The sequence below is a fragment of the Streptomyces globisporus C-1027 genome, assembly GCF_000261345.2.
GTDB classification, from domain to species: Bacteria; Actinomycetota; Actinomycetes; order Streptomycetales; family Streptomycetaceae; genus Streptomyces; species Streptomyces pakalii.
Map to the genome: position 1 here is coordinate 2,717,967 of NZ_CP013738.1, position 21,367 is coordinate 2,739,333.

21 protein-coding genes are annotated in these 21,367 nt (G+C 71.5%); 12 read left to right on the plus strand and 9 right to left on the minus strand.

Going from position 1 to position 21,367, the window contains the following annotated elements; translation table 11 throughout:
• The first annotated feature begins 188 nt into the window (after positions 1–188).
• Positions 189–1,103 carry a class I SAM-dependent methyltransferase gene (locus WQO_RS11655; protein WP_010062871.1) on the plus strand — a complete coding sequence of 305 codons (915 nt, stop codon included), beginning with the start codon at positions 189–191 and terminating at the stop codon, positions 1,101–1,103.
• A gap of 99 nt (positions 1,104–1,202) precedes the next feature.
• Here the strand turns inward: WQO_RS11655 and WQO_RS11660 are convergent, their stop codons facing one another.
• A complete protein-coding gene (locus tag WQO_RS11660) occupies positions 1,203–1,892 on the minus strand; it encodes a GOLPH3/VPS74 family protein (RefSeq protein ID WP_010062870.1) in 690 nt (229 codons plus the stop codon).
• A gap of 209 nt (positions 1,893–2,101) precedes the next feature.
• On the opposite strand from WQO_RS11660, the gene WQO_RS11665 reads away from it, so the two are divergent.
• Complete coding sequence (locus WQO_RS11665; protein ID WP_010062868.1) at positions 2,102–3,019, plus strand: alpha/beta hydrolase; 918 nt, start codon at positions 2,102–2,104, stop codon at positions 3,017–3,019.
• A gap of 114 nt (positions 3,020–3,133) precedes the next feature.
• On the opposite strand, the gene WQO_RS11670 is transcribed toward WQO_RS11665, so the two are convergent.
• Positions 3,134–3,478: a hypothetical protein gene (locus tag WQO_RS11670; RefSeq protein WP_010062866.1), complete on the minus strand. Its 345-nt coding sequence runs from the start codon at positions 3,476–3,478 to the stop codon at positions 3,134–3,136.
• A 133-nt stretch (positions 3,479–3,611) separates the two neighbouring features.
• On the opposite strand from WQO_RS11670, the gene WQO_RS11675 reads away from it, so the two are divergent.
• Both WQO_RS11675 and WQO_RS11680 read left to right on the plus strand, forming a co-directional pair.
• Complete coding sequence (locus tag WQO_RS11675) at positions 3,612–4,409, plus strand: helix-turn-helix domain-containing protein (RefSeq protein WP_010062865.1); 798 nt, start codon at positions 3,612–3,614, stop codon at positions 4,407–4,409.
• Positions 4,402–4,623, plus strand: coding sequence for a DUF397 domain-containing protein (locus WQO_RS11680; RefSeq protein WP_010062864.1), 222 nt, complete (start codon positions 4,402–4,404; stop codon positions 4,621–4,623). The genes WQO_RS11675 and WQO_RS11680 overlap by 8 nt, the downstream gene beginning before the upstream one ends.
• A gap of 43 nt (positions 4,624–4,666) precedes the next feature.
• Here the strand turns inward: WQO_RS11680 and WQO_RS11685 are convergent, their stop codons facing one another.
• The 3 genes from WQO_RS11685 to WQO_RS11695 all read right to left on the minus strand — a co-directional run bounded on the left by WQO_RS11685 (position 4,667) and on the right by WQO_RS11695 (position 8,017).
• Positions 4,667–7,057: an excinuclease ABC subunit UvrA gene (locus tag WQO_RS11685; RefSeq protein ID WP_010062863.1), complete on the minus strand. Its 2,391-nt coding sequence runs from the start codon at positions 7,055–7,057 to the stop codon at positions 4,667–4,669.
• A 116-nt stretch (positions 7,058–7,173) separates the two neighbouring features.
• Complete coding sequence (locus tag WQO_RS11690; protein ID WP_010062862.1) at positions 7,174–7,587, minus strand: VOC family protein; 414 nt, start codon at positions 7,585–7,587, stop codon at positions 7,174–7,176.
• A gap of 10 nt (positions 7,588–7,597) precedes the next feature.
• Entirely contained in the window at positions 7,598–8,017 is a 420-nt protein-coding gene (locus WQO_RS11695) for a helix-turn-helix transcriptional regulator (protein WP_010062861.1), read from the minus strand.
• A 288-nt stretch (positions 8,018–8,305) separates the two neighbouring features.
• Here WQO_RS11695 and WQO_RS11700 point away from each other — a divergent pair, with 288 nt between their 5' ends.
• From WQO_RS11700 to WQO_RS11710, 3 genes are read left to right on the plus strand one after another with little or no spacing between them, the layout of a single operon-like run.
• Positions 8,306–9,463 (plus strand): acyl-CoA dehydrogenase family protein, encoded by a 1,158-nt coding sequence (locus WQO_RS11700; RefSeq protein ID WP_006124701.1) that lies wholly within the window; start codon positions 8,306–8,308, stop codon positions 9,461–9,463.
• A 17-nt stretch (positions 9,464–9,480) separates the two neighbouring features.
• Positions 9,481–10,365, plus strand: coding sequence for an acyl-CoA thioesterase (locus WQO_RS11705; protein ID WP_010062859.1), 885 nt, complete (start codon positions 9,481–9,483; stop codon positions 10,363–10,365).
• 58 nt (positions 10,366–10,423) lie between these two features.
• Positions 10,424–11,392, plus strand: coding sequence for a cation diffusion facilitator family transporter (locus WQO_RS11710; RefSeq protein WP_029182523.1), 969 nt, complete (start codon positions 10,424–10,426; stop codon positions 11,390–11,392).
• A 56-nt stretch (positions 11,393–11,448) separates the two neighbouring features.
• Here WQO_RS11710 and WQO_RS11715 read toward each other — a convergent pair whose 3' ends face one another.
• Together WQO_RS11715 and WQO_RS11720 are read right to left on the minus strand one after the other, a co-directional pair.
• Positions 11,449–12,249, minus strand: a complete 801-nt coding sequence (locus WQO_RS11715) for a phosphatase (RefSeq protein WP_010062857.1) — start codon at positions 12,247–12,249, stop codon at positions 11,449–11,451.
• Between the two features lie 118 nt (positions 12,250–12,367).
• A complete protein-coding gene (locus WQO_RS11720; protein ID WP_010062856.1) occupies positions 12,368–12,946 on the minus strand; it encodes a TetR/AcrR family transcriptional regulator in 579 nt (192 codons plus the stop codon).
• Positions 12,947–13,050: 104 nt separating this feature from the next.
• Here WQO_RS11720 and WQO_RS11725 point away from each other — a divergent pair, with 104 nt between their 5' ends.
• Positions 13,051–13,962, plus strand: coding sequence for an NmrA/HSCARG family protein (locus WQO_RS11725; protein ID WP_010062855.1), 912 nt, complete (start codon positions 13,051–13,053; stop codon positions 13,960–13,962).
• A gap of 58 nt (positions 13,963–14,020) precedes the next feature.
• Here the strand turns inward: WQO_RS11725 and WQO_RS11730 are convergent, their stop codons facing one another.
• A complete protein-coding gene (locus WQO_RS11730; RefSeq protein ID WP_010062854.1) occupies positions 14,021–14,686 on the minus strand; it encodes a GOLPH3/VPS74 family protein in 666 nt (221 codons plus the stop codon).
• Between the two features lie 100 nt (positions 14,687–14,786).
• Positions 14,787–15,404 (minus strand): SACE_7040 family transcriptional regulator, encoded by a 618-nt coding sequence (locus WQO_RS11735; protein ID WP_010062852.1) that lies wholly within the window; start codon positions 15,402–15,404, stop codon positions 14,787–14,789.
• 119 nt (positions 15,405–15,523) lie between these two features.
• Between WQO_RS11735 and WQO_RS11740 the strand changes: the two genes are divergently transcribed.
• Genes WQO_RS11740 through WQO_RS11755 form a run of 4 tightly spaced genes read left to right on the plus strand, consistent with a single transcriptional unit; the run spans position 15,524 to position 21,255 of the window.
• The gene (locus tag WQO_RS11740) at positions 15,524–17,146 is read left to right on the plus strand and encodes a carboxyl transferase domain-containing protein (RefSeq protein ID WP_010062850.1); all 1,623 of its coding nucleotides are present in this window, start codon (positions 15,524–15,526) and stop codon (positions 17,144–17,146) included.
• 7 nt (positions 17,147–17,153) lie between these two features.
• A complete protein-coding gene (locus WQO_RS11745) occupies positions 17,154–19,112 on the plus strand; it encodes an acetyl-CoA carboxylase biotin carboxylase subunit (protein ID WP_058953955.1) in 1,959 nt (652 codons plus the stop codon).
• The gene (locus WQO_RS11750) at positions 19,109–20,080 is read left to right on the plus strand and encodes a hydroxymethylglutaryl-CoA lyase (protein WP_029182522.1); all 972 of its coding nucleotides are present in this window, start codon (positions 19,109–19,111) and stop codon (positions 20,078–20,080) included. The genes WQO_RS11745 and WQO_RS11750 overlap by 4 nt, the downstream gene beginning before the upstream one ends.
• An 8-nt stretch (positions 20,081–20,088) precedes the next feature.
• A complete protein-coding gene (locus WQO_RS11755) occupies positions 20,089–21,255 on the plus strand; it encodes an acyl-CoA dehydrogenase family protein (RefSeq protein ID WP_010062846.1) in 1,167 nt (388 codons plus the stop codon).
• Positions 21,256–21,367 lie beyond the last annotated feature (112 nt).

A 21,367-nucleotide genomic window follows, 5' to 3' on the forward strand; every position in this document is an offset into this window, starting at 1 on the left:
GACAGGTCCCGTCGGGAACCGAGGCGATCAAGTCCTCGCACCCGTCGCCGTTGAAGTCGACCGGCTGCCTTGCGACGGAGGCAGGCGCGTCGCCTGCGCATTGCCTACGTGGCTGGCTTCGGCGTCATCTTCTTGCGTTATAGGCAAGAGTGCATGCGTTTGACGCAGGAGACCGTACGCTCGATCTCATGGCTCACGCACACCAGCACCAGCACGGGGCTCCCTCCGCGCATGCCCACTCTCACCCCCACGCCCGCTCCCACACCTCCGACGCGACACCGAACAGCCTCCCCGAGATCCTCGACCTCGACGCCGCCCTCTTCGCGCCCCACCTGACCGCGCTCACCGGGCGTATCGCCTGTCTGGCCGGTGACGACGTCCGGCACGTCGTCGACCTCGGCTCGGGTACCGGGACCGGCACGTTCGCCCTGCTGGAGCGGTTCCCGACCGCCCGCGTGACCGCCGTCGACAGCTCCCCCGCGATGCTGGAACGGCTCGTCTCGGCGGCCCGCGAGCGGGGGCTGGGCGACCGGGTGCGCACGCTGGAGGCCGACGCCGGTGCGGGGCTGCCGGGGGTGGTCGACGCCGACCTCGTCTGGGCGTCGGCGTCCCTGCACCATCTGGACGACCCCGCGACCGGCCTGGCCGGCATCCGCGCCGCGCTGCGTCCCGGAGGGCTGCTGGCCGTCGCTGAGGTGGACGGCATGCCGTCCTTCCTGCCTGCGGGCAGCGGGCCGGGCGAACTGGAGGCCCGCTGTCGAACCGCGCTCGACGGCCTGCACGCCGAGCGGATGCCGCACCGGGGCGCCGACTGGGGCTCCCTGCTGACCGCCGCCGGCTTCTCCGTCGAGCAGGAGCGCGCCGAGCCGTGGGAGCTGCGCGCCCCGCTGCCCGAAGGGGCGGGCCGGTACGCCTTCCTGGTCTTCGAGCGGATCCGCGGCTCGCTCGACGGGCGCGTCGACGCCGACGACCTGGCCGCGCTCGACCGGCTGATCGACGGCGGGCCCGAGGACGTACGCCACCGCGACGACCTCGTCGTACGGTCCACGCGCCGGACCTGGATGGCCCGCCCCGCCCAGGAGACCTTGCCCAGCAGCTCCTGAAGCAGTGCAGGGCGAGGCCGGGGCTCCGCTGCCCCGGCCTCGGCCAGGCCGGGCGCAGACCCCAAGAGCTGGTGCGGGCCTCAAGAAATGGTGCAGACCCTAAGAACTACTCACGGCGACAGCGGTCCCCGCGGCAACCGCCGCCACCGTCCGCAGCACCGCCGCGTTCACCGCCTCCGCGCCCCAGCTGCTCCGCTCCAACTCCTTCGCCCGCTTGTAGACCTTGCCGGACCACGGGATGGAACGGTGCAGCGTCGGGAGCGTGCCGCTCGCGGAGAGCAGTCCGGCCAGCGCCGCCGTACGGTCGTCGGGCTCGGCCCCGTCGACCAGGACGGCCCGGACCTTCTCCACCAGGGCCATCTTGTACCCGGTGTCCGCCACCGAGATCGACGTCGTACGGAACAGGCCCAGGGTCTTCTTCGTCTCCTGGCGCAGCAGGCCCCGCTCGACCAGCCGGTCGAGCACCGCCTCCCGCTTCCCCACCCCCGTACCGATCTCGATCAGCAGGGTCTGTACGCCGCGCACCCGCTCGCCGACCTTCGCCTGCGCCGCCCGGAGCAGCGGATCCGAGGGCGTACGACCGGCGACGGCGTGCACCTTCACGCCGTTCAGGCCCGTGTCGTTCTCGTCGGCCCTGATGTACCCGCCGAGGCCCAGCTCCACGAGGAGCGCACCGCCCAGCGTGTAGTACAGCGTGCCCGCCCCCGCGATGGCCCCCGACCTGTCGTCCATCATCAGCAGCGTCAGGTCTTCGACGATGAGCAGGTCGTTCTCGTTCTTCTTCTGCATGACCTCTGTCCAACCGTCGGCGTCCGGTGCGCGGGTCTGGTCTCCCTCCAGCCTGCCCCGCGCGGGCGGAGAGGAGCGGTGCGCCCTGTCACCACTGTTCATGACAGACGTCATGTCCGGGCGTACGGCAGGGCCGCCCCGCCTCACGGATGCGCCGCTAGCATCCGGAGGGAGACCCGAACGGATCAGGAGCGGAGAAGGAGCGGCACGTGCGATTCGCGCTGGAAGCACTGCTCACGGACGTGCCGGCCGAGCAGGTCGCCGAGGCCCGGGACTTCTACCGGTCGCGGGCGGCGGGCCGGGGGCCAGCCGGCTTCGAGGAGCTCAAGGAGGCGCGGGCGAAGAAGCCCGCCCCTCGTGCCGCCGTGCCGCCGCCCGCCGAGGAGACGGTCGAGGCCCCGGGAGTACGCGTCCCGGTCCGGATCTTCCTGCCGTCCGGCGGTCCGCCCCGGGGTGTCCACCTGGACATCCACGGCGGCGGCTTCTACATGGACTCCGCCGCGCACAGCGACGTACGCAACCGGGCTCTCGCCGAGGCCCTGCACACCGCCGTCGTCAGCGTCGACTACCGGCTCGCACCCGAAGACCCGTGGCCGGCCGCGCCCGACGACTGCGAAGCGGTGGCCCTCTGGCTCGTCGAGCGGGCCGAGGCCCGCTTCGGGACCGCGCGCCTCACGATCGGCGGGAGTTCCGCCGGGGCCACCCTCGCCCTCGCGACCCTCCTCCGGCTGCGGGACCGGGGCGTCGTCGACCGGTTCGCCGGGGCGGCGCTCCGCTTCGGCACCTGGGACCTGAGCGCGCGCACCCCGAGCGGCCGCCTCATCGCGGACGAGTACTTCATCCAGGCGTACGTCGGCCACGTGCCGGACCGCGACCGCACCCTTCCCGACATCTCACCCCTCTACGCCGACCTGACCGGACTTCCCCCGGCCCTGCTGGTCGTGGGCGCCGAGGACGTCCTGCTGGAGGACAACCTGACCATGGCCGGGCGGCTGTCGGCGGCGGGGAACGACGTCGAGCTGCGCGTCTACCCCGCGGCGCCCCACGGTTTCACCGGCCACCCGACCGCTCTGGCCGCCACCGCGGTCGACGGGATCAATTCCTGGCTGAGCAAGCAGTTCGACTGAGCGAACGGATCAGCCGGAGGACGCCGCGATGGCCTCGTGCGTACGTCACCGGGTGCTGGACGCCCTGCCGTCCTGGGCGGGGTGCGTGTTCTGCACGGCCGGGGTCTGACGGCCCTACGGCCGCAGCCGCACCAGCCCTGGGCCCGACGGGTGGCCCGGCTCGAACGCGTCGGGAATCCCCAGCCGCAGGCCCCGGCTCCGGGCGACCCGGTGCACGTCCCGCAGCGAGTGCGCCAGGGCGGCGGCGACATGGCGGAGCTGGACGGCGGTGGACGTGTCGTCCGCCACCAAGTCGTCGGCGTGGTCGAGAAGGTCGTACGCCATGCCGAGTTGCATCGCTTCGACCTTGTCGGCCTCCCGCGAGACCTTGCCGTCGCCGTTGCCGACGACATAGCAGGGCCTGCCTGCGGTGCCGGCCCAGGGGAGCAGGCGGACGGTGTTCAGTGGCTGTTCTTTCATGAGGGCGTCAACTCCGTGTGCGGTGGGGGTGAATTCTTCGCTGCGTAGCGATCCACTCACAGCGTGCGAGCAGCGCGGCTAGGCTCGCCAGAGGGTTTGTGGTGACACCGCGTTCGTCGCACGGGAGTTGGCTGTGAGTAACACCTATGGCAAATGGTTGAAGGCGCAGCGTGAAGCGGCCGGCCTGACGCAGCAGCAGCTCGTGGACCGCGCGCTGATGACGCGGTCGCACATCTCGCACATCGAGGCGGGGCGTCGCATGCCGAGCGAGGAGGACGCCCGGCGGCTCGATATGGCCCTGGGGACGGGCGATGTGCTGACCACCTTCCGGCCTGGCACGGAGAATGACGCGGTCGCGGACTACTTCGCACCTGTGCAACACCTTGAGCAGCAAGCGTCGGTAATCCGTGAGTTCGCGCCCTCACTGGTTCCAGGCATTCTCCAGACCGAGGCGTATGCCCGCGCGGTTATCGGCAGGTCGTTCCCCTCGATGAGTCCCACCGAACGTGACAGGGTGGTCGTCGCACGCCTGAAGCGTGCCGAAATCCTTAAGAACCCGGTCACGCCTGTGGTCTGGGCCGTGCTCGATGAGGCGGTGCTACGACGCCCGGTCGGCGGCGCCGCAGTCATGGCCGAGCAGATCGACCACATCGTTGCACTGACGGAATCGGAACGCATCCGCGCGCATGTGATTCCGCTGGGCCTCGGATATCACCCGTTGCTGGACGGGATGCTGACGTTGATGTGGTTCGACGACCAGCCTCCGGTCGCCTACAGCGAAGGGCTGCGGATGGGCAGACTGCACGATTCGCCGTCCGTGGTCGAGGCGTTCCAGGGCGACTACACTCTCAGCCTGAGCGACGCGCTGCCGCTGAAGGAGTCGCTGGCAGCAATGAAAGCGACATCGAAGGGCTTCAGAGACCATGGATAGCGAATCCGTCCCGGCGACGTCGCTCCTCAACGGCTGGCGCAAGTCTTCGTACAGCAACGGTGACGGTGGCAGCTGCCTCGAAGTGCAGGACCACCACCCCACCGCCGTCCCCGTCCGCGACTCCAAGGTCCCCGGTGGGCCCGCCCTGCTCATCCCCGCCGCCGGGTGGACCTCCTTCGTGGACGCGGTCAAGCGCGGGGCCCTCTCCGCCTGACCCGGAGCAGCAGCCGGAAGAGCAGGCGGAGAGAGCGCGGGCCTCACTCCCCCACGTACTCCGCGAGGTGTTCGCCCGTCAGCGTCGAGCGGGCGGCGACCAGGTCGGCCGGGGTGCCCTCGAAGACGATCTTTCCGCCGTCGTGGCCCGCGCCGGGGCCGAGGTCGATGATCCAGTCGGCGTGGGCCATGACCGCCTGGTGGTGCTCGATGACGATCACCGACTTTCCGGATTCGACCAGGCGGTCCAGCAGGCCGAGGAGCTGCTCCACGTCCGCGAGGTGCAGACCGGTGGTCGGCTCGTCGAGGACGTAGGTCCCGCCCTTGTCGCCCATGTGCGTCGCCAGCTTCAGGCGTTGGCGTTCGCCGCCGGACAGGGTGGTGAGCGGCTGGCCGAGGCTGAGGTAGCCGAGGCCGACGTCCGCGAGGCGGTCGAGGATCTTGTGCGCGGCCGGGAGGGGCGCCTCGCCCGAGGAGCCGAAGAATTCCTCGGCCTCGGCGACCGACATCGCGAGGACCTCGCTGATGTCGCGGCCGCCGAGGTGGTAGTCCAGGACCAAGGGCTGGAACCGCTTGCCCTCGCAGTCCTCGCAGGGGCTGGAGACGCTGGCCATGACGCCGAGGTCGGTGAAGATGACGCCCGCGCCGTTGCACGTGGGGCAGGCGCCCTCGGAGTTGGCGCTGAACAGGGCGGGCTTCACGCCGTTGGCGTTGGCGAAGGCCTTGCGGATCGGTTCCAGCAGGCCGGTGTACGTCGCCGGGTTGCTGCGGCGGGACCCCTTGATGGGGCTCTGGTCGACCGAGATGACGTTCTCGCCCGCCGGGATCGAGCCGTGGACCAGCGAGCTCTTTCCGGAGCCGGCGACGCCCGTGACGACGGTGAGGACGCCGAGCGGGATGTCGACGTCGACGTCCTGGAGGTTGTGCGCCGTCGCGCCGCGGATCTCCAGCGCGCCGGTGGGCTTGCGGACCTCGTCCTTGAGGACGGCCCGGTCGTCGAGGTGGCGGCCGGTGACGGTGTCGGAGGCGCGGAGCCCGTCCAGGGTGCCTTCGAAGCAGACGGTGCCGCCCGCCGTACCGGCCCCGGGGCCGAGGTCGACGACGTGGTCCGCGATGGCGATGGCCTCCGGCTTGTGCTCGACGACCAGGACGGTGTTGCCCTTGTCGCGCAGGCGCAGCAGCAGGTCGTTCATGCGCTGGATGTCGTGCGGATGGAGGCCGATGGTCGGTTCGTCGAAGACGTACGTGACGTCGGTGAGCGAGGAGCCGAGGTGGCGGATCATCTTGACGCGCTGGGCTTCGCCGCCGGACAGGGTGCCGGAGGGCCGGTCCAGGGCGAGGTAGCCGAGGCCGATCTCCACGAAGGAGTCCAGCGTCTGCTGGAGGGCTTCGAGGAGCGGGGCGACCGAGGGTTCGTCCAGGCCGCGGACCCATTCCGCGAGGTCCCGGATCTCCATCGCGCAGGCGTCCGCGATGGAGATCTTCTTGATCTTCGAGGAGCGGGCGCCCTCGGTGAGCCGGGTGCCCTCGCACTCGGGGCAGGTGGCGAAGGTGACCGCGCGGTCGACGAACTCCCGGATGTGGGGCTGCATCGCCTCGCGGTCCTTGGACAGGAACGACTTCTGGATCTTGGGGATCAGGCCCTCGAAGGTGAGGGTGGAGCCCTCGACCTTCACCTTGGTCGGCTCCTTGTAGAGGAAGTCCTGCATCTCCCGCTTGGTGAACTTGGCGATCGGCTTGTTCGGGTCGAGGAAGCCGGACTCCGCGTAGATCCGCACGGTCCACCAGCTGTCCGACTTCCAGCCGGGGATGGTGAACGCGCCCTCGGCGATCGACTTGGAGTCGTCGTAGAGCTGGGTGAGGTCGATGTCGGAGACCGACCCGCGGCCCTCGCAGCGCGGGCACATGCCGCCGGTGCGGCTGAAGGTCGCCTTCTCCGTCTTCTTGTTGCCGCGCTCGACGGTGATCGCGCCGCTGGCCGTCACCGAGGGGACGTTGAAGGCGAACGCGCCGGGCGGGCCGATGTGCGGCTTGCCGAGCCGGCTGAAGAGGATGCGCAGCATGGCGTTGGCGTCGGTGGCGGTGCCGACGGTGGAGCGGGGGTCACTGCCCATGCGCTGCTGGTCGACGATGATCGCGGTCGTCAGGCCGTCGAGGACGTCGACGTCGGGCCGGGCCTGCGACGGCATGAAGCCCTGGACGAACGCGGGGTACGTCTCGTTGATCAGCCGCTGGGACTCGGCGGCGATGGTGGCGAAGACGAGCGAGCTCTTGCCCGAGCCGGAGACTCCGGTGAACACCGTCAGCCGGCGCTTCGGCAGCTCGATGCTGACGTCCTTCAGGTTGTTCTCCCGCGCACCGTGCACGCGGATCAGGTCGTGGCTGTCGGCAGCGTGCGGCGCGGGCGGCTGCGGGGTCTTCGTTCTCGGAGCCATGCTCGTCGTCTCTCCATCACTGGATTACCGGTGCGCGGAGACTACTGTCCGCGCGTGGGGCCGGGGCCCGGATTGCCGGGCTCCGGCCCTGGGGCGGTGGTGCGGTGGTGTGGGTACTACTTCTTGGCCTGGGTGATGCGCAGCATGTTCCCGGAGGGGTCCCGGAAGGCGCAGTCGCGGACGCCGTACGGCTGGTCGATCGGCTCCTGGAGCACTTCGCCGCCCGCGGCGCGGACCTTCTCGAACGCCGCGTCGACGTCGTCGGAGGTGAGGATGACGCCGCGCAGCATGCCCTTGGCGAGCAGCTCGGCCATGGTCTGCCGGTCGGCGGCCGGGGCGTTCGGGTCGGCGAGCGGGGGCTCCAGGACGATCTCCACGTCCGGTTGCGCGGGGGACCCGACGGTCACCCAGCGCATGCCTTCGAATCCGACATCGTTGCGTACCTCCATTCCCAGGGCGTCGCGGTAGAAAGCGAGCGCCTTGTCGTGGTCGTCGACGGCGATGAAGCACTGCGAGAGCTTGATGTCCATGGATTTCACGCTACGGGCGGGGCCTCCGATCCGCTTCTCCATTCCTGACCGGTCGCGTCAGCATCTTGGCGACGCACGCGGGGATGGTCTCGCCGGCGTCGTGGGGGCGGGCCCGGTAGGCGCTGGGGCTCTCCCCGACCAGCTCCGTGAAGCGGGAGCTGAACGAGCCCAGCGACGTACAGCCGACGGCGAAGCAGACGTCCGTGACCGACAGGTCGCCCCGGCGCAGCAGTGCCTTGGCCCGCTCGATACGGCGGGTCATGAGATAGCTGTACGGGGTCTCGCCGAAGGCGGCGCGGAAGCTCCGGGAGAAGTGGCCCGCCGACATCAGGGCGTCGCGGGCCAGCGAGGGGACGTCGAGCGGTTCGGCGTACTCGCGGTCCATACGGTCGCGGGCCCGGCGCAGCCGGACCAGATCCTCCAGCCTCACTCCCACACACCCACACCTTCCTCCTCTCGCCATCCCCGGCCACCGACGCCCGGCCCTCGTCCGCAGCCGGGTCACTCCTCGCGCTCCGATAGTCCCCCACGCCACTGACAATCGGGCCGCCCCTTGGTCTCCGCCGGCCTCCGCCGGCCTCCGCCGAGTCCGTCGCGTGCCGAGCATCACCCTGGACAGCGACCACAACCGGCGGGTAACTTCGAAGGGAGTCTGAGCAAGCGCTTAGCCATGTTCCGCGAGTTTCCGCGAATCGACTGCCGACCTAGGAGGCATTCCGTGCGCCGTACGGTATTCAACGAGGACCACGAGGCGTTCCGGGAGACCATCCGCGCCTTCATCGCGGCCGAGGTCGTGCCGGTCTACGACGAGTGGTTCGCCGCGGGCCAGGCTCCACGCGACTTCTACCTCAAGCTGGGCGAGCTGGGCGTCTTCGGCATCGAGGTCGACGAGGAGTACGGCGGCGCGGGCATCGACTCGCACAAGTACGAAGCCGTCATCTACGAGGAGACCGCCCGCGCCGGTGTGTCCTTCGGCGGCTCCGGCGTCCACACGCTGCTCGGCCTCCCCTACATCAAGATGCTCGCCACCGACGAGCAGAAGAAGCGCTGGCTGCCGAAGTTCGCGACCGGCGAGGAGATGTGGGCCCTCGCGATGACCGAGCCGGGCACCGGCTCCGACGTCGCGGGCATGAAGACCACCGCGAAGCTCTCCGAGGACGGCACGCACTACGTCCTCAACGGTGCGAAGACCTTCATCACCGGCGGCGTCCACGCCGACCGTGTCATCGTCTGCGCCCGTACCGCAGCCCCGCGCGAGGACGACCGCCGCTTCGGCATCTCCCTCTTCGCCGTCGACACGAAGTCCGAGGGCTACTCGGTCGGCCGCAAGCTCGACAAGCTGGGCCTGAAGGTCTCCGACACCGCCGAGCTGGCGTTCGTCGACGTCAAGGTCCCGGTCGAGGACCTCATGGGCGAGGAGAACAAGGGCTTCGGTTACCTCGGCACCAACCTGGCATCCGAGCGCTGGGGCATCGCCTTCGGCGCGTACGCCCAGGCCGCCGCGGCCGTCCGGTTCGCCAAGGAGTACGTCCAGGACCGCACGGTCTTCGGCAAGACCGTCGCCTCGTTCCAGAACACCAAGTTCGAACTGGCCGCCTGCCAGGCCGAGGTGGACGCGGCCCAGGCCGTCGCCGACCGCGCGCTGGAGGCTCTGGACGCCGGTGAGCTCACGGCAGCAGAGGCCGCCTCCGCGAAGCTGTTCTGCACCGAGGTCGCGCACCGCGTCATCGACCGCTGCCTCCAGCTGCACGGCGGCTACGGCTTCATGAACGAGTACCCGATCGCCCGCCTGTACGCGGACAACCGGGTCAACCGCATCTACGGCGGCACCAGCGAGGTCATGAAGTCCATCATCGCCAAGTCCATGGGCCTGTAAGGGATTACCTTCCCTCCATGAACGAGAGTCCCGATCCCCTGCTCGATCTGCTCCACCTGCTCGACCTGGAGCAGATCGAGCGGGACATCTTCCGGGGCGAGAGCCGCAGCGCGCTCGTGCCCCGGGTGTTCGGCGGACAGGTCGCGGCCCAGGCGCTCGTCGCCGCGGGCCGCACCGTCCCCGCCGACCGGGGAGCCCATTCCCTGCACTCCTACTTCCTGCGGGCCGGCGACCCCGGCGCGCCCATCGTCTACACCGTCGACCGCATCCGCGACGGGAAGTCCTTCACCACCCGCCGCGTCGTCGCCGTCCAGCACGGGCAGCCGATCTTCCACCTCTCCGCGTCCTTCCAGACGCACGAGGAGGGCATGGAGCACCAGGCCCCCATGCCCGCCGCCCCGGATCCGGAGACCCTGCCGACGGCCGCCGAGATGCTGCCCCGGTACGCGGACCGCTTCAGCGATCCCGGCGTCGTGGACCGGCTGATCGAGGCTCGGCAGGCGGTGGACCTGCGGTACGTGGACGCGCCGCCGTTCGGCACGGTGGGCGAGCCGCGCGAACCCCGCTCCCAGGTGTGGTTCCGGACGAACGGCAAGCTCGCCGACGATCCGCTCCTGCACGTCTGCATGGCGACGTACGTCTCCGACATGACCCTGCTCGACTCGGTGCTCCTCGCCCACGGGCGGGGCGGCTGGGCGGTCGGGGACGTGGTCGGGGCCAGCCTGGACCACGCGATGTGGTTCCACCGGCCGTTCCGGGCGGACGAGTGGCTGCTGTACGACCAGGAGTCGCCGTCGGCCTCCGGCGGACGCGGCCTGGGCCAGGCCCGCATCTACACCGCCGACGGCCGCCTCGCGATCACGGTCATCCAGGAAGGCGTCGTCCGTATCCCGCGAGGATGATGTGCATCCCGCGAGGATGAACGGCTCCTGACGCCGCGATTCCGACATACTCCCCACCATGAGCGACGCGAGAGCGAGCAGGGAAACCGATGGTGGGGAGTCCACCTTCACCGTGATCGTGGCGGCCCTCGCCAACCTCGGCATCGCCGTGGCCAAGGCCGTCGCCGGTCTGATCAGCGGCTCCAGCGCGATGCTCTCCGAGGCGGCCCACTCGGTCGCCGACACCGTCACCGAGGTCATGCTCCTCACCGCCCTCAAGCGGAGCGAGAAGCCGGCCGACGAGGAACACCCCCTCGGTTACGGCCCCGAGCGCTACATCTGGGCGATGCTCGCCTCCATCGCCACCTTCGTCGGCGGGGCCGTCTTCTCGATCTACGACGGGGTGCACACCCTCGTCGCGGGCGAGGACCTGGGCGACCCGCTCATCTCCTACATCGTCCTGGCCGTGGCCTTCCTGCTGGAGGGCTACTCGCTGCGCACCGGGGTCAAGCAGGTGCGGCGCGAGGCTTCCCGGCTGCGGGTGCCGGACACGTACTACCTGCGCCACACCCCCGACACGGCTGTGAAGGCCGTCGTGATGGAGGACTCGGCGGCGCTGATCGGCCTGCTGCTGGCGGCGGGCGGGCTGCTGGGCGGGCAGCTCTCCGGCTCGGGCGTCTGGGACGGCATCGCGTCCTGCCTGATCGGCCTGCTGCTCGTGTACGTCGCCTGGGTGCTCGGCCGGTCCAACGCCCAGCTGCTCATCGGGCGGCCGCTGCCCCCGGCGGTGCGGTCCGGGGTGCGCGAGGAGCTGCTGTCGGTGCCGCACATCGTGGAGGTGCTGGAGCTGACCACGCTGATCCAGGGGCCGGACGAGATCCTGATCGCCGCGAAAGTCGACTTCCGGGACATGGCCACCGCGGCGGAGGTCGAGTGGGCCTGCGAGGAGGCGGAGGCCCAGTTGCGCGAGCGGTTCCCGTCCATCCGGCGGGTGTATCTGGACCCGACGCCGGGGCGGGCGCAGCGGCTGCGGCGCGGCGGTTCCTGATCCGCCGGACACGGGCCTGAGGCGTCAGCTCCGCCGGAGACTCATCACCGACGCCCCTACGCGGCAGGCTCCTCCTCTTCCAGCAGCCCCGCCGCGTGCAGCAGGTAGTCCGTCATCGGGTCGTAGAAGCGCGGGTCGGTGACGTGGTCGTCCAGCGGGACCGTGACCTGGAGGGTGCCTTCCGACTCGCCGAGGAAGAGGGCCGGGTCGTTGCAGTCGGCGTAACCGATCGCGTCCAGACCCCGCTGTCCCGCGCAGCCCGCCCAGCCGTGGTCGGCGACGACCAGGTCGGGCAGCGGGCGGCCGAGATGGGCCATGGCGTCGAGGATGGCGGCCATGGGAGCCGGGGAGTGGGTGTGCCAGAGGGTCGCGCCGCGCTCCAGCATCGCGACGTCCGCGAACTGGAAGACCATGCCCTCGTCCGCGATCAGCCCGGACGGGATGCGGACGATCTCGCAGCCGGCCCGGCGCAGCGCGTCCGCCGTCTGCCGGTGCACGTCCAGCAGGCCGCCGGGGTGCCCGGTGGCGAACAGGACCCGCTCACGGCCGTCGGCGGCCTTGCGCAGGCGGGCCGCCATCCGCTCCAGGGCGTCGACCGTCAGCTCGGGGTCGATGGTGTCCTGGCCCTGCCGGTGCGCGGGGTCGTCGTTCACCCCGCACCGCTCGGCCATCACGGCGAGGACGTCCTGCTCGTCGGTCCAGCGGTCGCCGAGCTCCAGACCGAGCCAGTAGTGGCGGTCGCCGTTGGCGAGCTTGCGGTAGTGGGAGAGGTTGTTGTCGCGTGGCGTGGCGACGTCCCCCGCGATACGCGTACGGACGAGGTGGTCGACGAGGGCGGCGCGGCTGGGTATCGGCATGGACCCATTGTGCCGTCCGGTGTGCGGACTGTGCCCGGTTCCTGATCAACGGAGGCCATCGGCGGAGGGCAACAGAGGGCATCGGCGGAGGACATCGACGAACGGCGGGGTGCGGCCGTCAGGCGCTCTGGGGGCTCGGGCTGAGTCCTTCGACGGCGAGGGCGAAGAGGCGGTCGGCCTGGACGGACGGTTCGGTGTGGTGCTCGGTGGCCAGGGCGATGCCGACGGCGAGGGTCAGCAGATCGTGGAAGGTGGTGCCCGGCCTGACCGCCCCGTCGCGCAGGGCCCGGCGGAGCAGCGGAGTGGCCGCGTCCTCGATCACCGCCCCGCAGGAGTGCTGCCCGGGTTCGGCGGGGGTGTCGGTGGGGGGCTCGAAGGTCAGGGCGTCGGCGAGGCCGCGGGCGCCGACGGCGTACGCGAGCAGGCCGTGCAGCCACTCCAGCAGGGCGGCGCGGCTGTCCTCGGCCCGGCTCAGCTCCTCGGCGCGCTCGCACAGGGTCTGGATGCGCTCCTGGAAGACGGCTTCGAGCAGGGCCTGCCGGGTGGGGAAGTGGCGGCGCACGGTGGCGGAGCCGACGCCCGCCGTGCGGGCGACCTGTTCGAGGGAGGCGGCGGCCCCGTGCTGGGCGACCTCGGCCTCGGCCACGGCGAGGATGCGGCTGTAGTTACGGCGGGCGTCCGCGCGCTGACCGGTCACTTTCTCTCCCTGTTTGCTAAGTGGTGGGCCCCGCCATATCGTAGCCGGGAAGGAAACGGCGGGCCCCGCCGTTTTGCGTTCCCGCGCTGCGAGGAGACATCGCCATGGCATCGAATACCGCCCCCGTACTGGTCACCGGCGCCACCGGACGCCAGGGCGGGGCCGTCGCCCGGGCCCTGCTGGCCGCCGGCATCCCGGTGCGCGCACTGGTGCGCGACCCGCACACGCGGCGCGCGAAGGACGTCGAGGCGCTGGGCGTCGAGCTGGTGACCGGGGACCTGACCGACCGGTCCTCGCTGGACGCGCCCTGCGCGGGCGTCCGGGCCGTGTTCTCGGTGCAGATGCCGCCGATGGACGCGAGCGGCGTCGACTTCGCCGGGGAACGGGCGCAGGCGGCGAACCTGATCGAGGCGGCGCGGGCTGCGGGCGTGCCCCAGTTCGTCCAGTCCTCGACCAGCGGCGTCGGGGCTCACACGGAGACGCCCGGCTGGGCGGAGGGCCGCTGGGCCGCGATGGCCCCGTACTTCGACACCAAGCAGGCGATCCTGGAGCAGGTGCGCGGGGCGGAGTTCGCCCGCTGGGCCGTGGTCAAGCCCGCGTTCTTCATGGAGAACCTGCCCCAACTGGCGCCGAACGGGCCCGAAGGCGGCCTGGCGACCGTGATCCGGCCGGACACGGTCCTGGCGCTGGTGGCGAGCGAGGACATCGGCGCGGCCGTCGCCCACGCCGTACAGGAGCCGGACCGGTTCCACGGGGTGGAGCTGGAGCTGGCGGGGGACCGGCTCACGATGGAGCAGGTGGCCGAGGTGCTGTCCGCGGCCTGGGGACTACCGGTGACGGCCCCGTCGATGGACCTCGACGAGGCGCTCGCGGCGGGGATGCCCGCGTGGGGTGCCGGCCATCTGTGGAGCAACGCCATCACCCAGCCGGCCCGCCCCGAGCCGGCCCGGGAACTCGGCATTCCGGTGACCTCGTTCGCCACCTGGGCGCACCGGCACCTGTCGCCGGCGGCCTGAGGGACGGCAGCGATGGGAGGGGCGGCAGGCTGAGGGGCAGCGGGCCGGGAGCCGGGCCCTACGGGACCACCGAGAGCACCGTCACGACGGTCACCGTGGTGATCGCCGCCTGAAGGTTGCGGATCGCCTCGCGCACGCTCACGCCCGCCCAGTGACCGTCTGCGATCTCCGCCATACGCGGGTCCACCTGCTTCTTCGGCAGTCCGGGGAAGGCCTGCGGATGCATCCCCGTGGCGTGCACCAGGGCGACGAGCGCGCTGGTGCGGGCGTCCGGCTCGGCCCCCTCCAGCACCGCGGCGGCCAGCCGGGCGCGCAGCTCCCGTTCGACGGTTCCGTCGGCCTCCGGGTAGCGGCGCACCGGGAAGACGCCGAGGGCCCGGTGCTTCTCCTCCGTCACCAGGCCGCGGGCGACGAGGCTGTCCACGACGTCCTGAGAACCCTTGGCGTGGTCCCGGGTCAGCCAGGTGACGACCTTGCGGCTGCTGGAGGTCTCGTGGACCCAGCGCGTGAGCCGGTCGAGCCGGCCGTCCAGGAGGGCGTCGCCGGTCGGGGTCGGGTCGAAGACCTCGACGCGGCCGCCCCTCACCGTGACGCGCCCCGCCATGACGAGCTCCAGGAGCATGCCGGCCGCCACGCCCCAGCGGGCGGCGGTCTCCCCCTTCGCCGCGCCGGACTCGTCGTCCAGCGACAGCAGCATGATCTCTTCGCCCAGTGAGACGGTCATCGTACGGCTCCCCGATTCGTAGCTTGTCGACCGGAGAGACGTACGTACCCCGTTCATGGTTGCTCGGAACCCCGAGCGGTCCGGGCGGGAAAGCCGCAGCTCAGGAGGGTTCCGCCGCGGCGAAGGCGCCCCGGGCCAGCCGGTGCAGCAGGGCGGCGGTCGCCGCGCGGCCGGGCAGGGCGTCGGGCCGGGCCAGGTGCGGGGTGGAGTTCAGCAGGCCGAAGACGGCGTGCACGGTGACGCGGGCCCGGTTCTCGGGCAGCGACGGGTAGAGGGCGCGGACGACGCCGACCCAGACCTCGACGTACTCGCGCTGGAGGCGGCGCACCCGCTTGCGGTCCGTGTCGCGCAGCCGGTCCAGCTCCCGGTCGTGGAGGGTGATCAGGGGGCGGTCGTCGAGGGCGAAGTCGATATGGCCCTCGATGAGCGCGTCCAGGAGGGCCTCCGGGGAGCCGTCGCCCCGGGCCTGGTCCTCCGCCACCCGCAGCCGTCCGCCCTCCAGCAGGCGTTCGCTGATGCCCACCAGCAGTTCGGCGAGCATCGCGTCCTTGCCGGGGAAGTGGCGGTAGAGGCCGGGGCCGCTGATGCCGACGGCGGCGCCTATCTCGTCGACGCCGACACCGTGGAAGCCGCGCTCGGCGAAGAGGCGGGCGGCCTCCCGGAGGATCTGCTCGCGGCGGGTGGGGGCCGCGACGCGGGCGGCGGCATGGGTGCTCATGAGGATTCATTCTAGACAGGGTCGTTAGCGGTCGTTAACCTGAGGGAAACGCGTTAACGCTCATTAACAGCATGTCAACGCATTTCACCACTGCGGTACGGGCAAGGGGGCTCGACACGATGCAGCAGGCACCGGTCCTGGCGAGCGCGGCCGATCCCGCCTCGGAGGCCTGGCAGGCCAATGAGGCGGCGCATCGCGCGCTCTCCGACGACCTGGCGGGACGTCTCGCCACGGCACGGCTGGGCGGGGGTGAGAAGGCACGGGCCCGCCACGAGGCGCGCGGCAAGCTGCTCCCCCGGGACCGGGTGGACACCCTTCTCGACCCGGGCTCGCCGTTCCTGGAGCTGGCCCCCCTGGCGGCGAACGGGATGTACGGGGACCAGGCCCCGGCCGCGGGCGTCATCGCGGGCATCGGGCGGGTCTCCGGACGGGAGTGCGTGATCGTCGCCAATGACGCGACCGTCAAGGGCGGCACGTACTACCCGATGACCGTGAAGAAGCATCTGCGCGCCCAGGAAGTGGCTCTGGAGAACCGTCTCCCCTGCCTCTATCTGGTCGACTCGGGGGGCGCATTCCTGCCGATGCAGGACGAGGTCTTCCCCGACCGGGACCACTTCGGGCGGATCTTCTACAACCAGGCCCGGATGTCGGGGGCGGGCATCCCGCAGATCGCGGCGGTGCTGGGCTCCTGCACGGCGGGCGGGGCGTACGTCCCGGCGATGAGCGACGAGGCCGTCATCGTCCGCAACCAGGGCACGATCTTCCTCGGCGGCCCGCCGCTGGTGAAGGCCGCGACCGGCGAGGTCGTGACGGCGGAGGAGCTGGGCGGCGGCGAGGTCCACTCCCGTACGTCGGGGGTCACCGACCATCTCGCGGAGGACGACGCGCACGCGCTGCGGATCGTCCGCAACATCGTCGCGACCCTCCCGGACCGCGCCCCGCTCCCCTGGTCCGTCGAGCCGGCCGAGGAGCCGAAGGTCGACCCGGCCGGGCTGTACGGGGCGGTCCCCGTGGACTCCCGCACGCCGTACGACGTCCGCGAGGTGATCGCGCGCGTGGTGGACGGCTCCCGCTTCCAGGAGTTCAAGGCGGAGTACGGGCAGACCCTGATCACCGGCTTCGCCCGGATCCACGGCCACCCCGTCGGGATCGTCGCGAACAACGGCATCCTGTTCTCCGAGTCCGCCCAGAAGGGCGCGCACTTCATCGAGCTGTGCGACCAGCGCGGCATCCCGCTCGTCTTCCTCCAGAACATCTCCGGCTTCATGGTCGGCCGGGACTACGAGGCGGGCGGCATCGCCAAGCACGGCGCGAAGATGGTCACGGCGGTGGCCTGTACGCGGGTGCCGAAGCTGACGGTCGTCGTCGGCGGTTCGTACGGCGCGGGCAACTACTCCATGTGCGGCCGGGCCTACAGCCCCCGCTTCCTGTGGATGTGGCCGAACGCCAAGATCTCGGTGATGGGCGGCGAGCAGGCGGCCTCCGTCCTGGCCACCGTCAAGCGCGACCAGCTGGGCGACGACTGGAGCACCGAGGACGAAGAAACGTTCAAGGCCCCGATCCGCGCCCAGTACGAGACCCAGGGCAACGCGTACTACGCCAGCGCCCGGCTCTGGGACGACGGTGTGATCGACCCCGTCGACACCCGGCAGGTCCTCGGCCTCGCCCTGACCGCCTGCGCCAATGCCCCGCTGCCCCAGAAGGACCCGGCCGGGCCCGGCTTCGGCGTCTTCCGGATGTGAGGAACAGATGACGACGATGTTCGACACCGTGCTGGTCGCCAACCGCGGCGAGATCGCGGTCCGGGTGATCCGGACCCTGCGGGAGCAGGGCGTGCGCTCGGTCGCGGTCTTCAGCGACGCGGACGCGGACGCCCGGCACGTCCGGGAGGCGGACACGGCCGTACGGATCGGCCCGCCGCCCGCCGCCGAGAGCTACCTGAACGTGCCGGCGCTCCTGGAAGCGGCCCGCCGCACGGGAGCCCAGGCGGTCCACCCCGGCTACGGATTCCTGGCGGAGAACGCGGAGTTCGCGCAGGCGTGCGCGGACGCCGGGCTGGTCTTCATCGGCCCGCCCGCCGCCGCGATCGCGCTCATGGGCGACAAGATCCGGGCCAAGGAGACGGTCGCCGCGTACGGGGTCCCGGTGGTCCCCGGCTCCTCCGGCAGCGGCCTGACCGACGCCCAACTGGAGGAAGCCGCGCGGGAGATCGGCACCCCGGTCCTCCTGAAGCCCTCGGCGGGCGGCGGCGGCAAGGGCATGCGCCTGGTCCGCGACGCGGCGGTGCTGGGCGAGGAGATCGCGGCGGCGCGACGGGAGGCCCGCGCCTCCTTCGGCGACGACACGCTCCTGGTCGAGCGGTGGATCGACCGCCCGCGCCACATCGAGATCCAGGTCCTGGCCGACGCCCACGGCAACGTGATCCACCTGGGCGAGCGCGAGTGCTCGCTCCAGCGCCGCCACCAGAAGATCATCGAGGAGGCGCCGTCGGTCCTGCTGGACGAGGCGACCCGGGCGGCGATGGGCGAGGCGGCCGTCCAGGCGGCGCGCAGTTGCGGCTATGTCGGGGCGGGGACGGTGGAGTTCATCGTCCCGGGCAACGACCCGTCCTCGTACTACTTCATGGAGATGAACACCCGCCTCCAGGTCGAGCACCCGGTGACCGAGCTGATCACCGGCCTGGACCTGGTGGAGTGGCAGCTGCGGGTGGCGTCGGGCGAGCAACTCCCGTACGCACAGGAGGACATCACGCTCACCGGCTGGGCGATCGAGGCGAGGGTCTGCGCCGAGGACCCCTCCCGCGGCTTCCTGCCCTCCGGCGGTACGGTGCTGGCGCTGCGCGAACCGCAGGGCGGCGGGGTGCGGACGGACTCGGGGCTCAGCGAGGGCGTGCCGGTGGGCAGCCTGTACGACCCGATGCTGTCGAAGGTCATCGCGTACGGCCCCGACCGCGCGACGGCCATCCGCAAGCTGCGGGCGGCCCTGGCGGACACGGTGATCCTGGGCGTCCCGACCAACGCGGGTTTCCTGCGCCGCCTGTTGGCGCACCCGGACGTGGTGGCGGGCACCCTGGACACGGGTCTGGTGGAGCGCGAGGCGGTGGGCCTGGTGCCGGACGGCGTACCGGACGAGGTGTACGCGGCGGCTGCGGCGGTGCGCCTCGACGCCCTGGCCCCCCGGCCGGACGCGGGCGGCTGGACGGACCCGTTCTCGGTGCCGAGCGGGTGGCGTACGGGGGGTGTGCGGGCGCCGCTGGAGTTCCCGTTGCGCGTGTCGGGCGCGGACCCGGTGACGTACGGGGCCCCGGCCTCCGCGACGGTCACGGCGGACCGGGTCACGGTCGAACTCGACGGCGCGGTGGGCCACTTCCACCGCTCGGGCGACTGGCTCGGCCGGGACGGTGACGCCTGGCACGTCCAGGACCACGACCCGGTGGAGGCGTCCCTGAGCGGGGCGGGCCGGAGCGGGGCGGACACGCTGGCGGCCCCGATGCCCGGCACGGTCACGGTGGTGAAGGTGGCCGTCGGGGACGAGGTCGAGGCGGGTCAGAGCCTGCTCGTGGTGGAGGCGATGAAGATGGAGCACGTGATCTCCGCCCCGCACGCGGGGACGGTGACGGAGCTGGACGTCACGGCGGGCGCGACGGTGGCGATGGACCAGGTCCTGGCGGTCGTGGTCCCGGCGGCGGCGGACGGGGAGGACGCATGAGCGCGCAAGGACTGCCCATGAAAGTCCCGGCGCCGGGTCTGCCTTCCCGGGTCCGGATCCACGAGGTGGGCGCGCGGGACGGCCTGCAGAACGAGAAGGGGACCGTCCCGACCGAGGTGAAGGCGGAGTTCATCCGCCGCCTGGCGGTGGCGGGCCTGACGACGATCGAGGCGACGAGCTTCGTGCACCCGAAGTGGGTGCCCCAACTGGCCGACGCGGAGCAGCTGTTCCCGCTCCTAGGCGATATCGCCGACGTAGGGGACGTGTCCCTCCCCGTCCTGGTCCCGAACGAACGCGGGCTGGACCGGGCGCTGGCGCTCGGGGCGCGGTCGATCGCGGTGTTCGGCTCGGCGACGGAGACGTTCGCGGCCCGCAACCTGAACCGCACGGTCGACGAGTCACTGGCGATGTTCGAGCCGGTGGTGGCCCGCGCGAAGGCGGACAAGGTCCGGGTGCGCGGGTATCTGTCGATGTGCTTCGGCGACCCGTGGGAGGGCGCGGTCCCGGTCGCCCAGGTGGTGAGGGTGGCCAAGGCGCTGATGGACCTGGGCTGCGACGAGCTGTCGCTGGGCGACACGATCGGGGTGGCGACGCCGGGCCACGTGACGGCGCTGCTGACAGCCCTGAACGAGGCGGGCGTCCCCGCAGACGCCATCGGCGTGCACTTCCACGACACCTACGGCCAGGCGCTGTCGAACACCCTGGCCGCGCTCCAGCACGGCGTGACGACGGTGGACGCCTCGGCGGGCGGCCTGGGCGGCTGCCCGTACGCGAAGAGCGCCACGGGGAATCTCGCCACCGAGGACCTGGTCTGGATGCTCGAAGGCCTGGGCATCGAGACGGGCGTCGACCTGGCCGAACTGACCGCCACCAGCGTCTGGCTGGCCGGACAACTGGGCCGGCCGAGCCCATCCCGCACGGTCCGCGCCCTGACCCCTCCCCCTTCTTCCGCCTCCCACAAGGAGTGAGTGACCCCATGTCCCTGGACCACCGGCTGACCGCCGAACACGAGGAACTGCGCCGCACGGTCGAGGAGTTCGCGCACGATGTGATCGCGCCGAAGATCGGCGACCTGTACGAGCGCCATGAATTCCCGTACGAGATCGTGCGCGAGATGGGCCGGATGGGCCTGTTCGGGCTGCCGTTCCCGGAGGAGTACGGCGGGATGGGCGGCGACTACCTGGCGCTCGGGATCGCCCTGGAGGAGCTGGCCCGGGTCGACTCCTCGGTGGCGATCACCCTGGAGGCCGGGGTCTCCCTGGGCGCGATGCCGCTCCACCTGTTCGGCACGGAGGAGCAGAAGCGCCAGTGGCTGCCGAAGCTGTGCGCGGGCGAGGCGCTGGGCGCGTTCGGCCTGACCGAGCCGGACGGCGGCTCGGACGCGGGCGGCACGCGCACGACGGCGGTGCTGGACGAGGCGACGAACGAGTGGGTCATCAACGGCTCGAAGTGCTTCATCACCAACTCCGGCACGGACATCACGGAGTTGGTGACGGTCACCGCCGTGACGGGCCGCAAGGAGGACGGCCGCCCGCTGATCTCCGCGATCATCGTCCCCTCGGGCACCCCCGGCTTCACGGTCGCGGCCCCCTACTCCAAGGTCGGCTGGAACGCCTCGGACACGCGCGAGCTGTCGTTCACGGACGTCCGCGTCCCGGCGGCGAACCTCCTGGGCGAGCAGGGCCGGGGCTACGCCCAGTTCCTCCGCATCCTGGACGAGGGCCGCATCGCGATCTCGGCCCTGGCGACGGGCCTGGCCCAGGGCTGCGTCGACGAGTCGGTGAAGTACGCGGCCGAGCGCCACGCGTTCGGGAAGCCGATCGGCGCGAACCAGGCCATCCAGTTCAAGATCGCCGACATGGAGGTGCGCGCCCACATGGCCCGCATCGGCTGGCGCGACGCCGCCTCGCGCCTGGTCGCGGGCGAACCGTTCAAGAAGGAGGCGGCGATCGCGAAGCTGTACTCCTCGACGGTCGCGGTGGACAACGCCCGCGACGCCACACAGATCCACGGCGGCTACGGCTTCATGAACGAGTACCCGGTGGCCCGGATGTGGCGCGACTCGAAGATCCTGGAGATCGGCGAGGGGACGAGCGAGGTCCAGCGGATGCTGATCGCGCGGGAGCTGGGACTGCCGGGCTGAGCTGCCGGCTGATGCGCTGACTGCTGCCGCCCCGTCCGCCGTGGATCGCTCTGCGGCGGGCGGGGCGGATGTGCGGGGCCCACCGGCGTTACGGGGGGGGGGGGACCTCCGA

What these genes read in the sequence shown, in the direction of transcription:
- WQO_RS11740 (WP_010062850.1), top strand. Translation starts at nt 15,524, where the DNA reads ATGCAGCAGGCACCGGTCCTGGCGAGCGCGGCCGATCCCGCCTCGGAG.
- WQO_RS11725 (WP_010062855.1), top strand. Translation starts at nt 13,051, where the DNA reads ATGGCATCGAATACCGCCCCCGTACTGGTCACCGGCGCCACCGGACGC.
- WQO_RS11690 (WP_010062862.1), bottom strand. Translation starts at nt 7,587, where the DNA reads ATGGACATCAAGCTCTCGCAGTGCTTCATCGCCGTCGACGACCACGAC.
- WQO_RS11655 (WP_010062871.1), top strand. Translation starts at nt 189, where the DNA reads ATGGCTCACGCACACCAGCACCAGCACGGGGCTCCCTCCGCGCATGCC.
- WQO_RS11680 (WP_010062864.1), top strand. Translation starts at nt 4,402, where the DNA reads ATGGATAGCGAATCCGTCCCGGCGACGTCGCTCCTCAACGGCTGGCGC.
- WQO_RS11685 (WP_010062863.1), bottom strand. Translation starts at nt 7,057, where the DNA reads ATGGCTCCGAGAACGAAGACCCCGCAGCCGCCCGCGCCGCACGCTGCC.
- WQO_RS11660 (WP_010062870.1), bottom strand. Translation starts at nt 1,892, where the DNA reads ATGCAGAAGAAGAACGAGAACGACCTGCTCATCGTCGAAGACCTGACG.
- WQO_RS11755 (WP_010062846.1), top strand. Translation starts at nt 20,089, where the DNA reads ATGTCCCTGGACCACCGGCTGACCGCCGAACACGAGGAACTGCGCCGC.
- WQO_RS11750 (WP_029182522.1), top strand. Translation starts at nt 19,109, where the DNA reads ATGAGCGCGCAAGGACTGCCCATGAAAGTCCCGGCGCCGGGTCTGCCT.
- WQO_RS11730 (WP_010062854.1), bottom strand. Translation starts at nt 14,686, where the DNA reads ATGACCGTCTCACTGGGCGAAGAGATCATGCTGCTGTCGCTGGACGAC.
- WQO_RS11715 (WP_010062857.1), bottom strand. Translation starts at nt 12,249, where the DNA reads ATGCCGATACCCAGCCGCGCCGCCCTCGTCGACCACCTCGTCCGTACG.
- WQO_RS11705 (WP_010062859.1), top strand. Translation starts at nt 9,481, where the DNA reads ATGAACGAGAGTCCCGATCCCCTGCTCGATCTGCTCCACCTGCTCGAC.
- WQO_RS11670 (WP_010062866.1), bottom strand. Translation starts at nt 3,478, where the DNA reads ATGAAAGAACAGCCACTGAACACCGTCCGCCTGCTCCCCTGGGCCGGC.
- WQO_RS11710 (WP_029182523.1), top strand. Translation starts at nt 10,424, where the DNA reads ATGAGCGACGCGAGAGCGAGCAGGGAAACCGATGGTGGGGAGTCCACC.
- WQO_RS11745 (WP_058953955.1), top strand. Translation starts at nt 17,154, where the DNA reads ATGACGACGATGTTCGACACCGTGCTGGTCGCCAACCGCGGCGAGATC.
- WQO_RS11735 (WP_010062852.1), bottom strand. Translation starts at nt 15,404, where the DNA reads ATGAGCACCCATGCCGCCGCCCGCGTCGCGGCCCCCACCCGCCGCGAG.